The organism is Alistipes ihumii AP11 (genome assembly GCF_025144665.1).
In the GTDB taxonomy this organism is placed as follows: Bacteria; Bacteroidota; Bacteroidia; order Bacteroidales; family Rikenellaceae; genus Alistipes_A; species Alistipes_A ihumii.
In genome coordinates, this window is the sequence record NZ_CP102294.1 from 433,214 (window position 1) to 449,980 (window position 16,767).

Consider the following 16,767-nt stretch of genomic DNA (forward strand, 5'->3'; position numbering starts at 1 on the left):
GGGTCAAAACGATCCGGACGGGGGAGAGGAAAGACCCCATAAAAAGCGGCTCCGGAAAGAATGCGCTCCGAAAAACGCCTTCCGTCCGGAACCGCCGAATACTTGCCGATAGATAAGAGGCATCAGCCGAACAGGTTCAATCCGAGCTTGTTCGTGATATACTTGATCGCATGCTGAGCCCGCACGGAGTTGCCCGAGCCGTCGAGCTTGGGAGAAAACGCCGCGATACCCATCACGCCGGGCAGCACGCCGACGATCCCGCCGCCCACGCCGGTCTTGGCCGGAATGCCGGACGAGAAGATCCAGTCTCCCGTATGCTCGTAGAAGCCCACCGTAGCGATCATCGAGACGATCTTCGGCGTAATCGCCGCATCGAACACCCGCTCGTGCGTTACCGGATTGACCCCGCGGTTGGCGATCGTGCCGCCGCAGATCGACAGTTGGCGGGCCGTCACGCCCATGGAGCACTGACGGGTATAAATATCGAGCGACATGTCCGGGTCGTCGTAGATGCGATCGTAATTCTTCAGCAGCCATGCGATCGAACGGTTGTTGAAGTTCGTTTCCGACTCCGACTTGTAAAGCTCGTCCTGCAACACGAGCGGACTGCCGCACAGCTTTTCAAGAAAGTCCGTGATCGCTTTCCATTTGCCGCTCGCGTCGCCCACCGGCTTCACCATGCTGCACGCCGCGATGGCGCCCGCATTGACGAGCGGAGTCGAAGGGTGGTCGTTCTCGAGCAGGATGGCCATGATCGAGTTGAAAGGCAACCCGGTCGCATCGGCGCCGATCTGGTCGAGCACCGTATCGGGCCCGTATTGCTCCATGGCCAGGATAGCCGTCGGAACCTTCGACACCGATTCGACGCCGAACACGTAATCCGTATCGCCGGCCTCGACGATCTCTCCGTCGGGCAGGCAGACCGAAATGCCGAAAAGTTGCGACGGGACATTGGCCAGAAAAGGTATGTAATCGGCATTCTTACCGCCGTCGTCTCCTCTGAATTTCTCGTAAGCCTCGTTGACGGCCTCGTTCATTTGTTGAGTATCGAACTGTTGCATGATCAAATTTTTTTATCGTTTTCGCTCCGGTTGGTCGCCGTCGAACCGGTTGCCGTGGGCGATACCGGCTTGGCGGCAGAGGCTGCACCGGACGGAGCCGTTCCGGTAGCCGTCGGAGTCACGGGCACGCCTGCGGAACTCGTGCCGGCCGGAACCGCAGCCGGCTGTACGTCCTGAGCGCCTTTTTCCCAATGGAAGGGCTGAAACTCCTTGGCGGCTTCGGGGTCCTGCCACGAGGGCTTGCGCGAAGCGTAGATGATGAAAGGCGCCACGACGACTACGACGCACCCGATGATCAGCACCGAGAACCATACGGCATTGCTGCCGGTCGAAATCTGGCTGGGCGGAATAAAGCTCAGAATGAATGCCAGCAAAGCGCCGCAGAAGCCCAGTCCGGCGATGAACCAGATCAGTCCGTTGCCCTTGCCGACACGGAACGGGCGCTCGGCTTTGGGCATCTTGTAGCGGAGCATGATCGCCGCCGTGAACATCAGCAGATACATGATCAGGTAGAGCAGCACGGTGAGCTGCGAAAGAATCTGATAGAAAGACTGGACCGAAGGCATCACGACGAACAGCAGGCTCAGCACCGTCACGACGCAACCCTGAATAATCAGAATGTTACGCTGCACGCCGGCCTTGTTGGCCTTCTGAAAAAACGGAGGCAGATAGCCCGCCTTGCCGACGGTGAAAATACCTTTGGAGGGACCGGCGACCCAAGTCAGCACGCCGGCCAGCACGCCGAACATCAGCGCAACGGCAATGATCGGAGAGGCCCAGCTCATATGCAGATACTGGAAATAATTGTCGAAGCCGATCAGCAGGCTTTGCGTCAGGTTGATGTCCTTGGCCGGAATGATGAAGCCCAGCGAGAAAGTGCCCAGAACGAAAATGCAGACCGTAATCAGCGAGCCGATGAAAATGGCCTTCGGATAGTTCTTGCTCGGATTCTTGACGTCCATCACATGAATACCCATCATCTCCATGCCCGCGTAAAACAGGAAGATTCCGGAAGCCAGCACCAGGTTGTCGAACTTGGTCAGATCGGGAAAGAACCCTTGGCTCATATCCATGTTGTTGTGGCCTCCCGTACTCAGATAGACGATGCCCAGAACGATCAGCAGACCCGCCGGAATGATCGTTCCGATCATACCCCCGATCTTGGAAATCTTGCCGACCCACGTCAGTCCCTTCAGCGCGATGAACGTAGCCAGCCAGTAGATGACGAGCACGACGATCAGCGTGAAAATCTTGTTCGAGGCCAGCATCATGTCGTGCTGCGGATGAATGCCGATAAAGGCGATCGCCACGGCCCCGAACGTCAGCACGGTCGGATACCAGATCGTGCTCTCGATCCACTGGAGCCAAATAGCGAGAAAGCCCGTCCGGGCGCCCATCGCCTCGCCGACCCAGCGGAACACGCCTCCCTGCTTGTCCGAGAACATCGCCGCCAGCTCGGCGGCGACCAGAGCCGTCGGAATGAGGAAAACGATGGCCGCGAACAGATAGTAAAACGCCGAAGACGGCCCGTAAACGGCTTCCGAGGGCAGTCCCCGAAGGCTTACGACGGCCGTCACGTTCATAATCGCGAGTGTCATCACACTCAATTTGAACCCTGTACCCGTAGCTGTGGTACTTTTACTTGTTGCCATACGATAATTCTATTAAGCTTTTGATTAACAGTGCATAACGAACAACGAGAGGCTATCCGTACGCACGATGCGCACAGATAGCCCTGCATTTTCCCGCCGGAGGCTAACGACCCGCCTTGACATGGGTATGCGTGAAGACCTTGCCGACCACCCTCTGCTGTTTGTTCTGGGCTACGCGAGTTTGCGTAGGATACTCGAGTTTCTCGAACTCGGTGATCGCATTCTGCATGTCCGTAAGCAGCATGTCGGTCATATCGCGGCTCATGCCCTGACGGAACACGATGCGCATCACGACATAGTTCTGAAGATTGTTAGGCAGCGTGTAGGCAGGTACCATCCAGCCGTTCTGCTGAAGAGCCGCCTGCAAATCGTAAAGCGTCCACTTGGCCGTACGGTCGTATTCGGGCTTCATGTACCAAATGAACAACGGATTCACGACGTCGTCGCTGTAGTTCTCGAACGGAGCCATCTTGCCGATCTGCTCGTGAGCGTAACGGGCGATGTCCATGCTGTTGGACTGAATCTCCTTGTAGCCTTCGAAGCCCAGGCGGATAAACTGGTAATACTGTCCGAGAATCTGCGCGGCCGGACGCGAGAAATTCAGTCCGACCTGCGTAATGTTCGCCCCCAGGTAGTTGACGCTGAACGACATTTCGTCGGGCAGGTATTTTTTGTCCTTCCATACGACCCAGCCGAGGCCCGGATATACGAGTCCGAACTTATGCCCCGAAGTGCTGATGGAGAGCACCCACTTCAGCCGGAAATCCCATTTCTTGTCCGGGTCCAGAAACGGCAGGATATAGCCGCCCGAGGCGGCATCCACATGAATCGGAATATCGTAGCCGGTCCGGGCATTGTAATCCTCCAGCGCCCGGTCGAGCGCCTCGACGTCGTCGTTCAGACCCGTCCACGTCACGCCTTCGATCGGCACGACGCAGATCGTATTTTCGTCGCACATCGAGAGAGCCAGCTGCGGATCGAGCGTCGTCTTCTCGAGCGTCAGGGGAACCGTTCGCATCTCGATCTGCCACAGCTGCGCGAACTTTTCCCACACGACCTGGAAACCGGTCGAAATCACGAAATTCGGCTTGTCGTACGGCTTGCCCTGCGCTTTGCGCTTCGCGCGCCAGCGAAGCCACGCGGCCACGCCGCCCAACATGCAGGCTTCCGAAGAACCGATAGCCAGCGCCCCGGCTTTCCATTTGGCCTGCTCGGGAGAGTGCCACAGATTGGCCATGATGTTGATGCAGCGGGCGGCCATTACGGCCACGCGCGGGTACTCGGTCTCGTCGATATAATTGATATCGATGGCCTCGTTCATCAGCTTCGTAGCGTAGTCGTCCATATAGGTCGTTACGAAAGTGGCCAGATTCAGGCGCGGCTGGGTCTGCGGAAAGGTCTCGTCCTTGACCATCTGATAGGCGATCTCGGGCGAGGTCGGATGCATCGGAATCGTCTCTGTCGGCGCAGAATTCCGCATTTTCTCGGAGCCGAAGATCGGCGTTTCGATCGTGGCCCTTTGTTCGTTCACATTGTTCATACCTTTAATTTTTAGGATTATACGATATAATTGATTGAATAGATTCTCCTTCGACGACTCCATAAACCGTGCCACCTGCACAGTCTGCGAAAAGCGGAGCCTATGCTCCGCCTCGCGCATTCTTACCGGCATCCGCTCTTTTCCGAGGGATGCAACGGCCGATCGAAACATGAAAAAAGGGATGCTTAAAAAAGCATCCCCGAGGCGGCCGGGCGTTTCCCGCCGCAGACCCTTCCGGATACGCGCTACCTGTCGGCAAAGAGCGCTCCGGGCGTACCGTTTACGGCGTACGTATTCAATATCCGTCCGTACAGGTCGTACTCGTACACGACCCCGCTCCCGGTTCCCGACTTCGCATCTCCTATGTAAAGCGTATTGCGCGGCGACATGACCATACCGGTCATATCCTCGACCGCGTCGAGCGTGAAAAGGGGAGTCGGATTCAACTCGATCCGTCCTTTTTCATCCCCGACCGTAATCTCGAATACCGAGAGTTTGCCGTTCTTGAGCGCGTTGAAATACATCTCGTCGCGTTCGGAGTCGATCTCCAGATAGCCCTCCGACGCATCGATTCCCAACGCGGACAAAGAGTAATGCGCTGCCATCGTCGTGTCGGACACGCAGTACAGATAATCGGCCGACAGGGCCCAAAGCGCGCCGAACTTATCGGACACGAGCTTGGAATCGGGCCGGGCAGGAATCCCGAGCTCGGAAGTCTGGTAAGTCTTATCCAGCTGGAAAGCGCATATCCGGTCGCCGGCTGCGGCGTATAGCTTACTGCCCGTTACGATCATTTGTCCGACCGGACGGTTGAAAAGGATTTCCTTCGTGATCTTGAAATCTTTCTCGTCGACCAGGAAGACGGCCCCCAGAGCAGCGTCCGAGACCGCCACCTGCCCGCTTTTGACCGGCACGATATACCGAAAATCCAGATCCTCGGACATATGCGCGATCGTACCGAGCGTCGAATAATCGGAAGGTTTGACGACCCGAACGTACCCCTCGCACACGACCCATATCCAGCTGTGAACCTTCGCAATCGAATGGGCCGGGGAATTCAGCGTCAACAAATCGGGCACGATCGAGTCGTTGCGCATGACGGCCGTCACGGCATCGTTCTCGAAACTCGAGGTACCGATCATCAGTTTGAGCAGCTTGCTGTCGGGAACGACCCGGATGTCATCCTTGGTGCTCGAACAGGAGAGCGCGCCCCAAGCGAAGATAGCGATCAGAAAGGAGGGAACGGACAATACGCTTTTCATAGATATTCCGAATATTTGCTTGAATACACACCGATTCGATAAGGCGGGAAAGGAAACCGCCGGCTCTGCAAAGTTATAAAATATCTCCGTATGCGGAAAACAGCCCGGAATGGCGTGCGGGAATATACTTCAGGACTGTCCGAAAACGGACTCGCCGGCAGGCGCACCGATATTTTTCTTATTTTTGCCTCCAAACAGTGTCGGCTTCATGGACAGGGGAGAGGGAATATATCACATACTGGCTCTGACGGCCGTAGCAATATGGGGAACGACTTTCGTTTCGACGAAGCTGTTGCTGGCCGAGGGGATGACGCCGGCCGAAATCATGTTTTACCGCTTTCTGATCGCCTACCTCGCGCTGAAACTGTACAAGCCGACTCTCAGACTGCCCGAAAGCTGGCGGGACGAAGCGCTATTCGCGGCGGCCGGCCTCACGGGCGGCTCGCTTTATTTTCTGACCGAGAACATGGCCCTGCAAATAACGCTCGCCTCGAACGTAGCGCTGCTGCTGGCTACCGCTCCGATTCTGACGGTCCTGCTCTCGAGACTATGGCTCGGCCGCAGCGAGCGAATCGGACGCCCGCTTGCCGCCGGATCGGTTCTGGCGCTCGCCGGTGTCGCGCTCGTCGTCTTCAACGGGAGCTTCATTCTGAAGATACAGCCTGCGGGCGATCTGCTCACGCTGGCTGCCGCACTGACATGGGCGCTCTATAACATCTGCCTGAAAAAGCTGGACGGACGCCACTCGACGCTCGAGATCACGCGCAAAGTATTCTTCTACGGCGTTGTCACCCTGTTGCCCGTTTTCGCCTTCACGCCGCTCCGGTTCGACACCGCACTGTTCCGCAATCCGGTCGTGGCGGGCAACCTGCTCTTTCTGGGACTTGTGGCCTCGCTGTTCTGTTTCGCAGTCTGGAATACGGCGGTCAAGCATTTGGGCACAGTCAAAACAAGCAACTATATTTATCTCGTACCTCTGGTGGCGCTGATCAGTTCGGCCATCGTACTGAACGAACGGATCACGCCCGTCGCTCTCGGCGGAGCCGCACTGATCCTAAGCGGAGTTTACATAGCCGAAAACGGTCGGCGCATCAGAGGACTAAAACCGATTCACCGATGAACGAACTGAACATCCGCCCTGCCGGGCCGGAAGACTCGGCCACGATTTACGGATTCATCATGAAAATGGCCCGCTACGAAAAGCTCGAGAGCGAAGTGGATACGACCGAGCAAGCACTCCGCAAATCCCTTTTTGAAGAAAGACAGGCGGAAGTCGTGCTGGGCGAGCTGAACGGGCGACCCGTAGGGTTCGCTCTGTTCTTCCATAACTTCTCGACTTTCCGGGGACAACGCGGTCTCTATCTGGAAGACATATACGTCGACGAGGAGTACAGAGGGCGCGGATACGGGAAAAGGCTGCTGCTTCATTTGGTCAAGCTCGCCGCCGAGCGGCGCTGCCGGAGGATGGAGTGGGTCGTACTGGATTGGAACGCACCGTCGATCGCCTTCTACCGTTCGCTCGGAGCCGTGCCGATGGACGAATGGACGGTTTTCCGCCTGACCGAAGACAAAATCAGAGAACTGGCCGCCGGGCAGACGGAGCAGGCCGTCCCGAAACGGGTTCCGTCGCCCGGACATCGAAAGGCATAACAGGAATCAAAAAACAGATGCAAAGTATGGTTATCGACGAAAGAGAGTGCCGCAAGGAGACCGTTGCGGAAGTCGCCCGGCAGATCATGATCGCCGGACGCACGGCCCCCAAGGGCAAGGGTATCGACCTGATCGAGATCGTCGCGGTCACCGGCGAGACGATCGAGGCTCTGGCCGAGGCGACCCGCCTCGCGTCGGAGCAGACCGGCATGAAATTTTTCCTGCGCGACGCCGAAAACATCCGTCAGGCCGACGCCGTCATTCTGGTCGGAACGCGCCTGCAATCCCTGTCGCTCAATTGCGGTTACTGCGGTTATCCGACCTGCGAGAAAAAGAACGGCCATCCGGCCGCTCCCTGCGCGCTGAACATGGTCGATCTGGGCATCGCCATCGGCTCGATGACGGCCAAGGCCGCCGACCTGAGGGTCGACAACCGCGTGATGTTCTCGGCAGGCAAGGCGGCCCCGAGCATCGGACTGCTCGCCGGATGCCACTCGATCTACGCCATTCCGCTGAGCGTCTCCTCGAAGAACCCGTTTTTCGATCGGGCATCCACCCGCTAAATCCGACCGCCATGTATGATATCGAACTGAAGAACGAACTGGAAAGACGCTGGAGCTCCGTGCGGGAAGAGCTCGCCCGACAGCAGGCCGACGCGCTGCTCGTAACCACGAACGTCAACCTGTACTACGTCAGCGGACGCGTATTCGCCGGCATGGCATATATCCCCAGCGAGGGCGAACCGCTCTTTTTCGTCCGCCGGCCTGTCGGCCTGAAAGGGGAAAACGTCCTGTACATCCGCAAGCCGGAGGAGATAGGCGATCGCCTCCGGGAGCGTGGGATCGCCCTCCCTCGGAAACTGTTGCTGGAAACCGACTCTATTCCGATGGGCGAATACCTCCGCTACGAAAAAATCTTCTCTCCGGAGCAGATCGGCAACGGGACCCGGCTGCTGCGCACGGTGCGAAGCGTCAAGACGCCTTTCGAGCTCGGGCGGCTCCGGCTGTCGGGCCGGCTCCATGCCGAGGTCTACCGAAGAATTCCCGAATTGTTCCGGCCCGGCATGACCGATCTGGAACTGTCGGTCGAGATCGAGCGGGAGAGCCGTCTGAAAGGCTCGCGCGGCATTTTCCGCATATTCGGCCAAAGCATGGAAATCTTCGGCGGGAGCGTGCTGGCCGGAGACAATGCCGACACGCCATCGCCTTACGATTTCGCGCTCGGCGGCGGAGGCCTCGACACGTCGCTGCCGGTCGGGGCGAACGGCACGGTCCTGAGCGACGGCATGAGCGTCATGGTTGATATGGGAGGCAATTTTACAGGTTACATGACCGACATGACGCGCGTATTCTCGGTGGGAGAGCTCCCGGATCTGGCATACAGAGCCCACGACGCTTCTCTGGAAATTCAGCGCAGAATCGCCGAGGCCGCACGGCCCGGTACGCCGGCATCCGAGCTTTACGTCATCGCCGTACATACGGCCGCCGAGGCCGGACTATCGGAATACTTCATGGGGCACCGCCAGCAGGCAGGCTTCGTCGGACATGGCATCGGCATCGAAATCAACGAGATGCCCGTGCTGGCTCCCCGCTCGAAGGAAATCCTTGCGGAGGGCATGGTTTTCGCGCTCGAGCCGAAGTTCGTCATTCCCGGCGTAGGAGCAGTCGGCATCGAGAACAGCTTCGCCGTGACGGCCGGCGGGCTCGAAAAGCTGACGCCGATGGACGAAGAAATCGTCCCGTTGGCATGATTCCGTCCGAAAACGCGAACCCTGTTGAACTGAAAGCGAAAGCGCGACCGTACGGTCGCGCTTTCGTCATGGCATAGTCCGTTCCGCGGGCCTACCTTCTGCCGCAGCAATGACCGGCAGGCCGGCAATGGCGCGCAGGCCGGCAATCGCGTTTGGCGTCCGACGGACATTCGCTTCTGCAGTGTTCCGCATAGGCGCACGTCGAGCAATCGGCGCACCGGTCTTTCCTGCACTCGTCGCCACAGGCGCAGTCCGCGCAGTAGCCTCTGCTATGATCGCAATCTTGAGGGCAGCATTCGGTCGTAGTCTTGGTCTTAGGCTCGGTCGTTTTCTTGGGACCTTGCGCCATCGAGATCGTAAACAACGCTACGACAAAGACAGAAACCAGAAACAACAGCTTTTTTCTCATCGTCCTTTCTTTTTTAATAATCAAAACGCAGGCGGCCCGATCCTCGCCGGTCCGCACGATAAGAACGGCCGACGGCTTCATCGTATTATCCGCCACCTGCACAAATATACGAAAATCCTCGCCATAATAATCATTCCGATCATTCCGTCATAACAATAAGACGAAAATTCACATTCTTTTCAACGCTACGGATAAACCCTGCGCCCCGCACATGCCGTCCAATCATCCCCTGCGCGAACTCACCGCTTTATAATGCGAAAAAATATTTAAGAATACGGCGATTTCATACCGCATTCATGTGCAGATCGCGTGGAAATCCGTATTTTTGTAAATCATCGGATAACGATGCGAGCCGTTTCGCCGCGTCTCGGCCCTCATACGAAAAGCCGATAAAATACTTTCCAGACCCTCACACGAAAGAACCGAAAGCCATGAAACGAGACGATTTTTTCCGATACGGCGATAAGGAAACGGAATACCTGAAAAGGCGGGACAAACGGCTGGCAGAGGTCATAGAAAAGGTCGGGAAAATCGAAAGAACCGTCATTCCCGACTTGTTCGCCGCGCTCGTACATTCCATCGTCGGACAACAGATATCCACCAGAGCGCACGAGACGATCTGGGCAAGAATGAAGCACGGGCTGCGGGAAATTACGCCGCAAGCCATCGACCGCATGCCGGAAGAAGAACTGCAACGGTTCGGCATCTCTTTCAGGAAAGCGGCTTATATCAAATCGGCAGCCAAGAAAATCGTCAGCGGAGAGTTCGACATCCAAGCCCTCGAGACCTTGCCGGACGAAGAAGTCTGCGCCAAACTGACGGAACTCGAGGGAGTCGGCGTATGGACAGCCGAAATGTTGATGATATTCTCCATGCAGCGTCCCGACGTATTCAGCTTCCAAGATCTGGCGATCATTCGCGGACTGCGCATGACTTACCGTCACCGCAGCATCGACCGGACTAAGTTCGACCGTTACCGGAAGCGATACTCTCCCTATGCCTCCGTCGCCAGCCTATACCTTTGGGCCGTAGCGAGCGGAGCCGTGGACGGAATAAAAGATTGCAAACCTTTGAAAAACAAGGTCCGACGGAAAAACAAGCCCCCTAAACCGTCCGACACGCCGGAGGGAACTTATCTCAAATCAGAATATAACGATTTAAAAACGAAAACATGAACGCTATCCGGATCAAACGCTACCTTTCTCCGGTAGGGGAGTTGCTCGTCGGTTCCTTCGATGGCAAGCTGTGCATCTGCGATTGGGCGCACGAGAAACGCAGAGACGTCAATGACAGGCGAATACGACATGCCCTGCACGCCGTTTACGAAGACGGCGCTTCGGATACGATCGATCGAGCGATCGCCCAGCTCGACGAATATTTCGCCCGGGAAAGAACCGCATTCGACATTCCCCTGATATTTACCGGAACGGATTTCCAAAACTCGGTGTGGCGAGAATTGCAGAATATCCCTTACGGCAAAACCGTTTCCTACGGCGAACTGGCGCGAAAACTGGGATGCCCCAAAGCCGTGCGCGCAGTAGCCGCCGCCAACGGGGCCAATCCGATTTCGATCTTCGTTCCCTGCCATCGGGTCATCGGAAGCGACCGTAAACTGGTAGGGTACGGCGGGGGACTGGAAGCCAAGAAAGGTCTGCTGGCCTTGGAACAGGCCTCCGGCGGCTTATTCTGACGCGGTCGGAAATCCTCGCACCGAGAGCGACAATTCCAAACCGCAGATTATAAATCTTGCCATATAGCATGGCTTTTGGGCGGCAGGCGTATTCGAAACGATCGACTCCCTCGACTCGAAGAAGGGCTCACAGCCAAAAAAATAATATTCAGACAAATACGAACAAACCTCGATTTTCCAAAAGTGAAGAACCGAACGATCCGCATTCCATTATAAAAATCTTTTGCTATCTTCGTGAACCGGTCGGGAGCCCGTTGCATCCCGCCGCACCGGTCGCAGGAGCGGGTCCGCCATACGGACCGTTTTCCGAAGCGGTACGATTCAATATGCCAGATGAAACAGGAAATTCCATACGCAAGATACGACTATGCGGTGCAGCCCCGCGAGGTGGACCTGACCAAAAGGGCCACGATCATCACCCTCGGCGACAGTATTCTGCATACCGCCGGCGAAGACGCGGACCGGATCGGGTTCGGAATCCGCAACCTGCAAAGCAAAGACTCGACCTGGGTCCTGTCGCGCATGGCCGTCGAGATCGACCGGCTGCCGGCCGAATACGAGCGGTATACGGTCGGCACATGGGTCGGCGAGATCGGCCGTCTGATGACTACCCGCAATTTCATCGTCACGGATGCCGGAGGACAACGGATCGCGGCGGCTTCCACCCTTTGGGCGATGATCGACGTGAAGACCCGACAGCCGCTGGATCTGAGAGATAACGTCGACTATTCCCGAGCGCTGCTCGCTATCCCGTGCCCGATCGACAAACCGGCCAAAATAGGCCGCATCGAAGGCGTACCGTGCGACAGCCGGCGCGTCCGGTACAGCGACATCGACTTCAACCAGCACACCAACAGCATGAAATACATCCAGTGGATGCTCGACGCGCTGCCGCTCGAAAAACTGACCGGCTGCCGGATGAAGCGGCTCGACGTCAACTTCGTGCACGAAACCCGCTACGGACAGCAACTGGTCGTATGCTGCGAACGCGGGACCGACAGGGACCGTTTCGAAATCAGGTTCGAAGACGGGACCGCCGCCTGCAAAGCCGCCATACGATGGGAAACCTCCGACGAACGCTCAAACCAGACAGCATAATGAAAAAATCGATTCTTGCGGTCGCCGTCGCTGCGATCCTGATCTCTTGCGGACCGAAACCCGCTGCCATCTCGCTTTTCAACGGCAAAGACCTGAACGGATGGACCGCCGTGCTCGAGGATTCTACGCTCCATCCCTCGACGGAATTCACCGTCGAGGATGGAGCGATCTCGCTCTCGGGAAAGTTCGGCTACATCCGAACCGAAATACCGTACGCCGACTATCGGCTCAATGCCGAATGGCGCTGGCCCGATTCGGCGACCAACAGCGGCATCTTCCTGCACATCCAGCGCGACGGCATCTGGCCGAACTGCTACGAATGCCAGTTATGGAACGGCAAAGCCGGAGACCTGATCCACTCCTCGGGCACGGAAAGCGCCGAGTTGCGGGCCGACTCGACGCTGATCATACTCCCGAAACTCGAGCCCTCGACGGAGAAACCGGTCGGAGAATGGAACACGGCCGAGATCGTCTGCTCGGACAGCACGATCACCGTGCACGTCAACGGCCGGCTCCAGAACCGGATCACCGGGTTGTCGAACCGTCAGGGATTCATCGGCCTGCAAAGCGAAGGAGGCCCCATCCAGTTCCGCAACATCACCCTCACTCCGCTCGATTGAGAGGCTCCCGTACCCTGCCGCCCGGGGTTGGAATAACGCTCGGGAAATAGTACTTTTGCCGCGGATATCAAATACGACGACAAAAAGATGATTACGGTTTCGAACTTGGAAGTTCAATACGGCAAGCGGGTCCTGTTCAAGGATGTCAATCTGAAGTTCACCCCGGGCAACTGCTATGGCGTGATCGGAGCCAACGGCGCAGGGAAGTCGACCTTCCTCAAGGTGCTCAGCGGCGAAGTGACGCCCACGCGCGGATCGGTCGCCTTCGGGCCTCACGAAAGACTCTCGGTACTCAAGCAGGACCACTTCGAATACGACGAGTGCACGGTGCTCGACACGGTGCTCATGGGCCATCAGCCGCTTTGGTCGCTGATGCAGGAGAAGAACGCCCTGTACGCTAAAGCCGACTTCTCGGAGGAGGACGGAATCCGGGCCGGCGAGCTGGAGGAGAAGTTCGCCGAAATGGACGGATGGAACGCCGAGAGCGACGCGGCGGAGCTGCTGAGCGGACTGGGCATCCGGGAGGCCCTGCACTACGAGAAAATGGGCAGTCTGAACGCCAAGGAGAAAGTCCGCGTGCTGCTCGCCCAAGCCCTTTTCGGCAAGCCCGACAATCTGCTGCTCGACGAGCCGACAAACGATTTGGACGTAAATACGATCATGTGGCTCGAGAACTACCTGTCGAACTACGAGAATACCGTGCTGGTCGTTTCGCACGACCGTCACTTTCTGGACTCGGTCAGCACGCACATCATCGACATTGACTACAGCGACATCAACCTGTTCTCGGGCAACTACAGCTTCTGGTACGAGTCGAGCCAGCTGGCGGCGCGCCAGTTGGCGAACCAGAACAAGAAAGCCGAGGAGAAGAAGAAAGAACTGCTCGAGTTCATCCAGCGTTTCAGCGCGAACGTGGCCAAGTCGAAGCAGACGACCAGCCGCAAGAAGATGCTCGAAAAGCTCAATATCGAGGAGATCAAACCCTCGATGCGCAAGTACCCGGGCATCATTTTCCAGCCCTCTCGCGAGGCGGGAACGAAAATACTGGCCGTCGACTCGCTGAGCAAGACGGTGAACGGAGAGACGCTGTTCAGCAATATTTCCTTCGCCGTCGAGAAAGGCGACAAGGTGGCTTTCCTGTCCCGCGAGCCGCGGGCCGTCACGGCGCTCATGGAAATCATCGCGGGGAACGACAAGCCCGACACGGGCATGGTGGAGTGGGGCGTCACGATCACGCCCGCCTATCTGCCGCTGAACAATGCGTCGTTTTTCAACAACCAGCTCAGTATCCTCGACTGGATAGCCCAGTTCTCGGACGACACGAGCGAACTCTATCTGCGCGGCTATCTGGGCAAGATGCTTTTCAGCGGCGACGAGATCCACAAGCGGGTGAACGTGCTTTCCGGAGGCGAGAAGATGCGCTGCATGATCGCGCGCATGATGATCCAGCAAGCCAACACGCTGATACTGGACTCGCCGACGAACCACCTCGATTTGGAATCGATCCAGGCATTCAACAATGCGCTCGTCTCGTTCAAGGGAATCGTCCTGATGACCTCGCACGACCACGAGTTCATCAACACGGTGGCCAACCGCATCATCGAAATTACGCCCAACGGAATGATCGACAAATACATGGAGTACGATGACTATCTGTTCGACGAGCGGGTTCAGGAAAACCTGAGCAAACTATACTCAAAAAAATCATAACACTCTAATCAAATTATCTATTATGAAATTATTCAAGGCGCTTCTTATTTTCTGGCTGTCCGCAACGGCTGCGGCGGCCTCGGCCCAAAGAGCCGAAGACTCTTTGGCCATTACGGACGGCCCGTGGAAGGTGCTGATCGACGAAAACGGCATCCTGTGCAAAAAGCTTCAGACGCGCGTTTTCGACACGCTGCAGCGGATTTCCGTCGTGGAAGTCGATCCGAGTCTTTATTATCCGCTTCTGGTACAGGATACCCTGATCGAAAAAACCTCTCAGATGGGCGTCAAGAACAACGGGGTCGCCGCGATCAACGGCGGATACTTCAAAACGAAAACTACCCGGGCCGAAGCCGCAGATCTGATCAAGATCAACGGGAAATATCCCCGCCAGAGCCATACGGCCGGCAGCACGGGCGCCTTGGGCATCGACTCGCTGGGCCTGCTTCATTTCGCTTACGTACCGTCGACCGACCCGGAATGGTTCGACCGCTTTCCCAGCGTTCTGGTCGCCGGCCCCATGCTGATCGAGAACGGACGAACGATCGTCGGAAACTCGTCCCGCGACAGGCATCCCCGCTCCTGCATCGGCGTTAAGAAAGACGGCACGGTCGTTTTGCTGACCGTGGACGGACGCAAGGAGAAAGCCGCCGGCATGAGCTTCCAAGAACTGGCGTACGTCGCACATCTGCTCGGCCTCGAACAGGCCGTCAATCTGGACGGAGGCGGATCGTCGACGCTATGGACTAAGTCGAGGAACCTCGTCAACGTACCGTCGGACAAGGTGCTCATATTCCGCAGCGAGCGGCCCGTCGCCAACGGAATCGTCATCCGGCGCAGATAGCCGGCAAGCGATTGCTATTTCGGGTCATTCTTAAGAAAAGAAAAGCCGGGGCGTATTGCCCTGGCTTTTTATTGCGACTTCCGCATCCCGGCCTACCCGGCCAGCCAGCTGAAAAGCAACAGAGCCATGACAAGCGTCACGACGATATTGAAGCTCTGGGCTATCAGGAAAGTCGAAACGCTCCGACGGTTCTCGCGGCCCAGCAGAATCTTGAAATCGGTCTCCAGCCCGATGCAGACGAAAGCGACGGAGAACAGCGCCTCGCGCACGCCCTTGGCCAAAGCGCCCAGCTCTTTGGCGCGCGCCGGCTCCAGACAGAAACTGAACAGAAGCGAGGTCAGCACGAATCCGATCACGAACTTCGGGAAACGGTCCCACAGCACGCGCGCGGTAGGCCGCTCGGCCTGATTGGTCCCCCTGAGCGACCAGTAGATCGATATGGCGAAAGCCGCCACGCCGAGCAGCACGTTCTGCGAGGACTTGACGATCACGCTGTACGTTTCGGCCACATCGCCCAAGAACTTGCCCGAGGCGACGACGGCGCCGGTCGTATCGATCGTACCGCCCATCCATGCTCCGGCCACCTCCTGCGACAGGCCGAGCGAACGCGCCAGCCAGGGCATCAGGTACATCATCGGCACGGCCACGACCAGCACGAGCGAAACGACGAACGACAGTTTCCGCGAGTCGCCCTTGATCGCCCCGCAGGTGGCGATGGCGGCCGAAACGCCGCAGATCGACACCGCGCTGGCCAGCATGACGCCCATCTCCTTGTCCAGCTTCATTCTGGAAGCCAGCCAGAACGTGAAGTACCAAACCGAGAAAACCACTACGACGCTTTGGGCGATCCCGAAAAAGCCGGCTTTCATGATCTCGCCGAACAGCACGGAAGTGCCAAGCAGTACCAGTCCGATCTTGATGTAATATTCGCTGCGCACGGCCGGTTCGAGCCAGCGGGGCAGACCGACCGTATTGCGGATCAGCAGACCGAACAGGACGGAAAAGAAAACCGACTCGAGCCCCAATGTCTTGACGGGGTTCCAAGCCGAAACCGTCTGGGCCAAGGCAGCCAGAGCGAATACGGCCACGAAAGCAACGACGAATCGCCTGACGGCTATGCCCAAGGGAATCATACCGAGCATCGAACCTGCCAGCGTCAGCAGAAACATGCCGCCCAAGGCAACCCATGCGCCGGGCGTAGCCAAAGAGGCGGGGAAACGGGGAACGAACGACGGCAGCGCGAGGATCAGAACGGTCAGAGCCAAACCGATCAGCGTGGCCATCCAGTCCTCGTTGCGAAATCGGGAGAAAAAACGTGTCATGCGCAATATTTTAATGAACCTTTACGACGCGCGAAAATAGCAAAACGGGACGAAACGGAAACCGCGCGAAGAAAGAATCCGCGAAAATTACGACTTAACGCTTAGCGCTCCTGCGCAATATACTGATCGAAAAACCGTATATTTGCCGAGGCATAGAACCGA

At 57.3% G+C, this 16,767-nt stretch carries 15 protein-coding genes; 10 read left to right on the forward strand and 5 right to left on the reverse strand.

Annotation, left to right across the window (positions count from 1 at the left end; translation table 11 throughout):
* Positions 1 to 122: 122 nt before the first annotated feature.
* The 4 genes from glsA to NQ491_RS01795 all read right to left on the reverse strand — a co-directional run bounded on the left by glsA (position 123) and on the right by NQ491_RS01795 (position 5,515).
* Positions 123 to 1,061, reverse strand: a complete 939-nt coding sequence (gene glsA, locus NQ491_RS01780; protein WP_187119355.1) for a glutaminase A — start codon at positions 1,059 to 1,061, stop codon at positions 123 to 125.
* A 2-nt stretch (positions 1,062 to 1,063) separates the two neighbouring features.
* Positions 1,064 to 2,713, reverse strand: coding sequence for a putative glutamine/gamma-aminobutyrate antiporter GadC (gadC, locus tag NQ491_RS01785; protein ID WP_026089514.1), 1,650 nt, complete (start codon positions 2,711 to 2,713; stop codon positions 1,064 to 1,066).
* A 103-nt stretch (positions 2,714 to 2,816) separates the two neighbouring features.
* Complete coding sequence (locus tag NQ491_RS01790; protein ID WP_019245062.1) at positions 2,817 to 4,253, reverse strand: glutamate decarboxylase; 1,437 nt, start codon at positions 4,251 to 4,253, stop codon at positions 2,817 to 2,819.
* 245 nt (positions 4,254 to 4,498) lie between these two features.
* Positions 4,499 to 5,515: a YncE family protein gene (locus tag NQ491_RS01795; RefSeq protein ID WP_019245061.1), complete on the reverse strand. Its 1,017-nt coding sequence runs from the start codon at positions 5,513 to 5,515 to the stop codon at positions 4,499 to 4,501.
* Positions 5,516 to 5,723: 208 nt separating this feature from the next.
* Here NQ491_RS01795 and NQ491_RS01800 point away from each other — a divergent pair, with 208 nt between their 5' ends.
* The 10 genes from NQ491_RS01800 (at position 5,724) to NQ491_RS01845 (ending at position 15,283) form a co-directional block, all read left to right on the forward strand.
* Positions 5,724 to 6,635 carry a DMT family transporter gene (locus NQ491_RS01800; protein ID WP_019245060.1) on the forward strand — a complete coding sequence of 304 codons (912 nt, stop codon included), beginning with the start codon at positions 5,724 to 5,726 and terminating at the stop codon, positions 6,633 to 6,635.
* Positions 6,632 to 7,165, forward strand: coding sequence for a GNAT family N-acetyltransferase (locus NQ491_RS01805; protein WP_019245059.1), 534 nt, complete (start codon positions 6,632 to 6,634; stop codon positions 7,163 to 7,165). Before NQ491_RS01800 ends, NQ491_RS01805 begins: the two co-directional genes overlap by 4 nt.
* A gap of 26 nt (positions 7,166 to 7,191) precedes the next feature.
* On the forward strand, positions 7,192 to 7,728 hold the full coding sequence (locus NQ491_RS01810; RefSeq protein WP_019245058.1) for a ferredoxin domain-containing protein: 537 nt from the start codon (positions 7,192 to 7,194) through the stop codon (positions 7,726 to 7,728).
* 11 nt (positions 7,729 to 7,739) lie between these two features.
* Positions 7,740 to 8,915, forward strand: coding sequence for a M24 family metallopeptidase (locus tag NQ491_RS01815; RefSeq protein ID WP_019245057.1), 1,176 nt, complete (start codon positions 7,740 to 7,742; stop codon positions 8,913 to 8,915).
* Positions 8,916 to 9,755: 840 nt separating this feature from the next.
* Entirely contained in the window at positions 9,756 to 10,499 is a 744-nt protein-coding gene (locus NQ491_RS01820; protein ID WP_019245056.1) for a DNA-3-methyladenine glycosylase family protein, read from the forward strand.
* Positions 10,496 to 11,014, forward strand: coding sequence for a methylated-DNA--[protein]-cysteine S-methyltransferase (locus NQ491_RS01825; protein ID WP_019245055.1), 519 nt, complete (start codon positions 10,496 to 10,498; stop codon positions 11,012 to 11,014). The genes NQ491_RS01820 and NQ491_RS01825 overlap by 4 nt, the downstream gene beginning before the upstream one ends.
* A 333-nt stretch (positions 11,015 to 11,347) precedes the next feature.
* On the forward strand, positions 11,348 to 12,112 hold the full coding sequence (locus tag NQ491_RS01830) for an acyl-[acyl-carrier-protein] thioesterase (RefSeq protein ID WP_019245054.1): 765 nt from the start codon (positions 11,348 to 11,350) through the stop codon (positions 12,110 to 12,112).
* A complete protein-coding gene (locus NQ491_RS01835; protein ID WP_019245053.1) occupies positions 12,112 to 12,732 on the forward strand; it encodes a 3-keto-disaccharide hydrolase in 621 nt (206 codons plus the stop codon). Before NQ491_RS01830 ends, NQ491_RS01835 begins: the two co-directional genes overlap by 1 nt.
* Positions 12,733 to 12,819: 87 nt before the next feature.
* Positions 12,820 to 14,442 carry an ABC-F family ATP-binding cassette domain-containing protein gene (locus NQ491_RS01840; protein WP_019245052.1) on the forward strand — a complete coding sequence of 541 codons (1,623 nt, stop codon included), beginning with the start codon at positions 12,820 to 12,822 and terminating at the stop codon, positions 14,440 to 14,442.
* Positions 14,443 to 14,464: 22 nt separating this feature from the next.
* Positions 14,465 to 15,283, forward strand: coding sequence for a phosphodiester glycosidase family protein (locus NQ491_RS01845; RefSeq protein ID WP_019245051.1), 819 nt, complete (start codon positions 14,465 to 14,467; stop codon positions 15,281 to 15,283).
* 92 nt (positions 15,284 to 15,375) lie between these two features.
* Here NQ491_RS01845 and NQ491_RS01850 read toward each other — a convergent pair whose 3' ends face one another.
* On the reverse strand, positions 15,376 to 16,605 hold the full coding sequence (locus NQ491_RS01850; RefSeq protein WP_019245050.1) for a YeiH family protein: 1,230 nt from the start codon (positions 16,603 to 16,605) through the stop codon (positions 15,376 to 15,378).
* Positions 16,606 to 16,767: the final 162 nt, after the last annotated feature.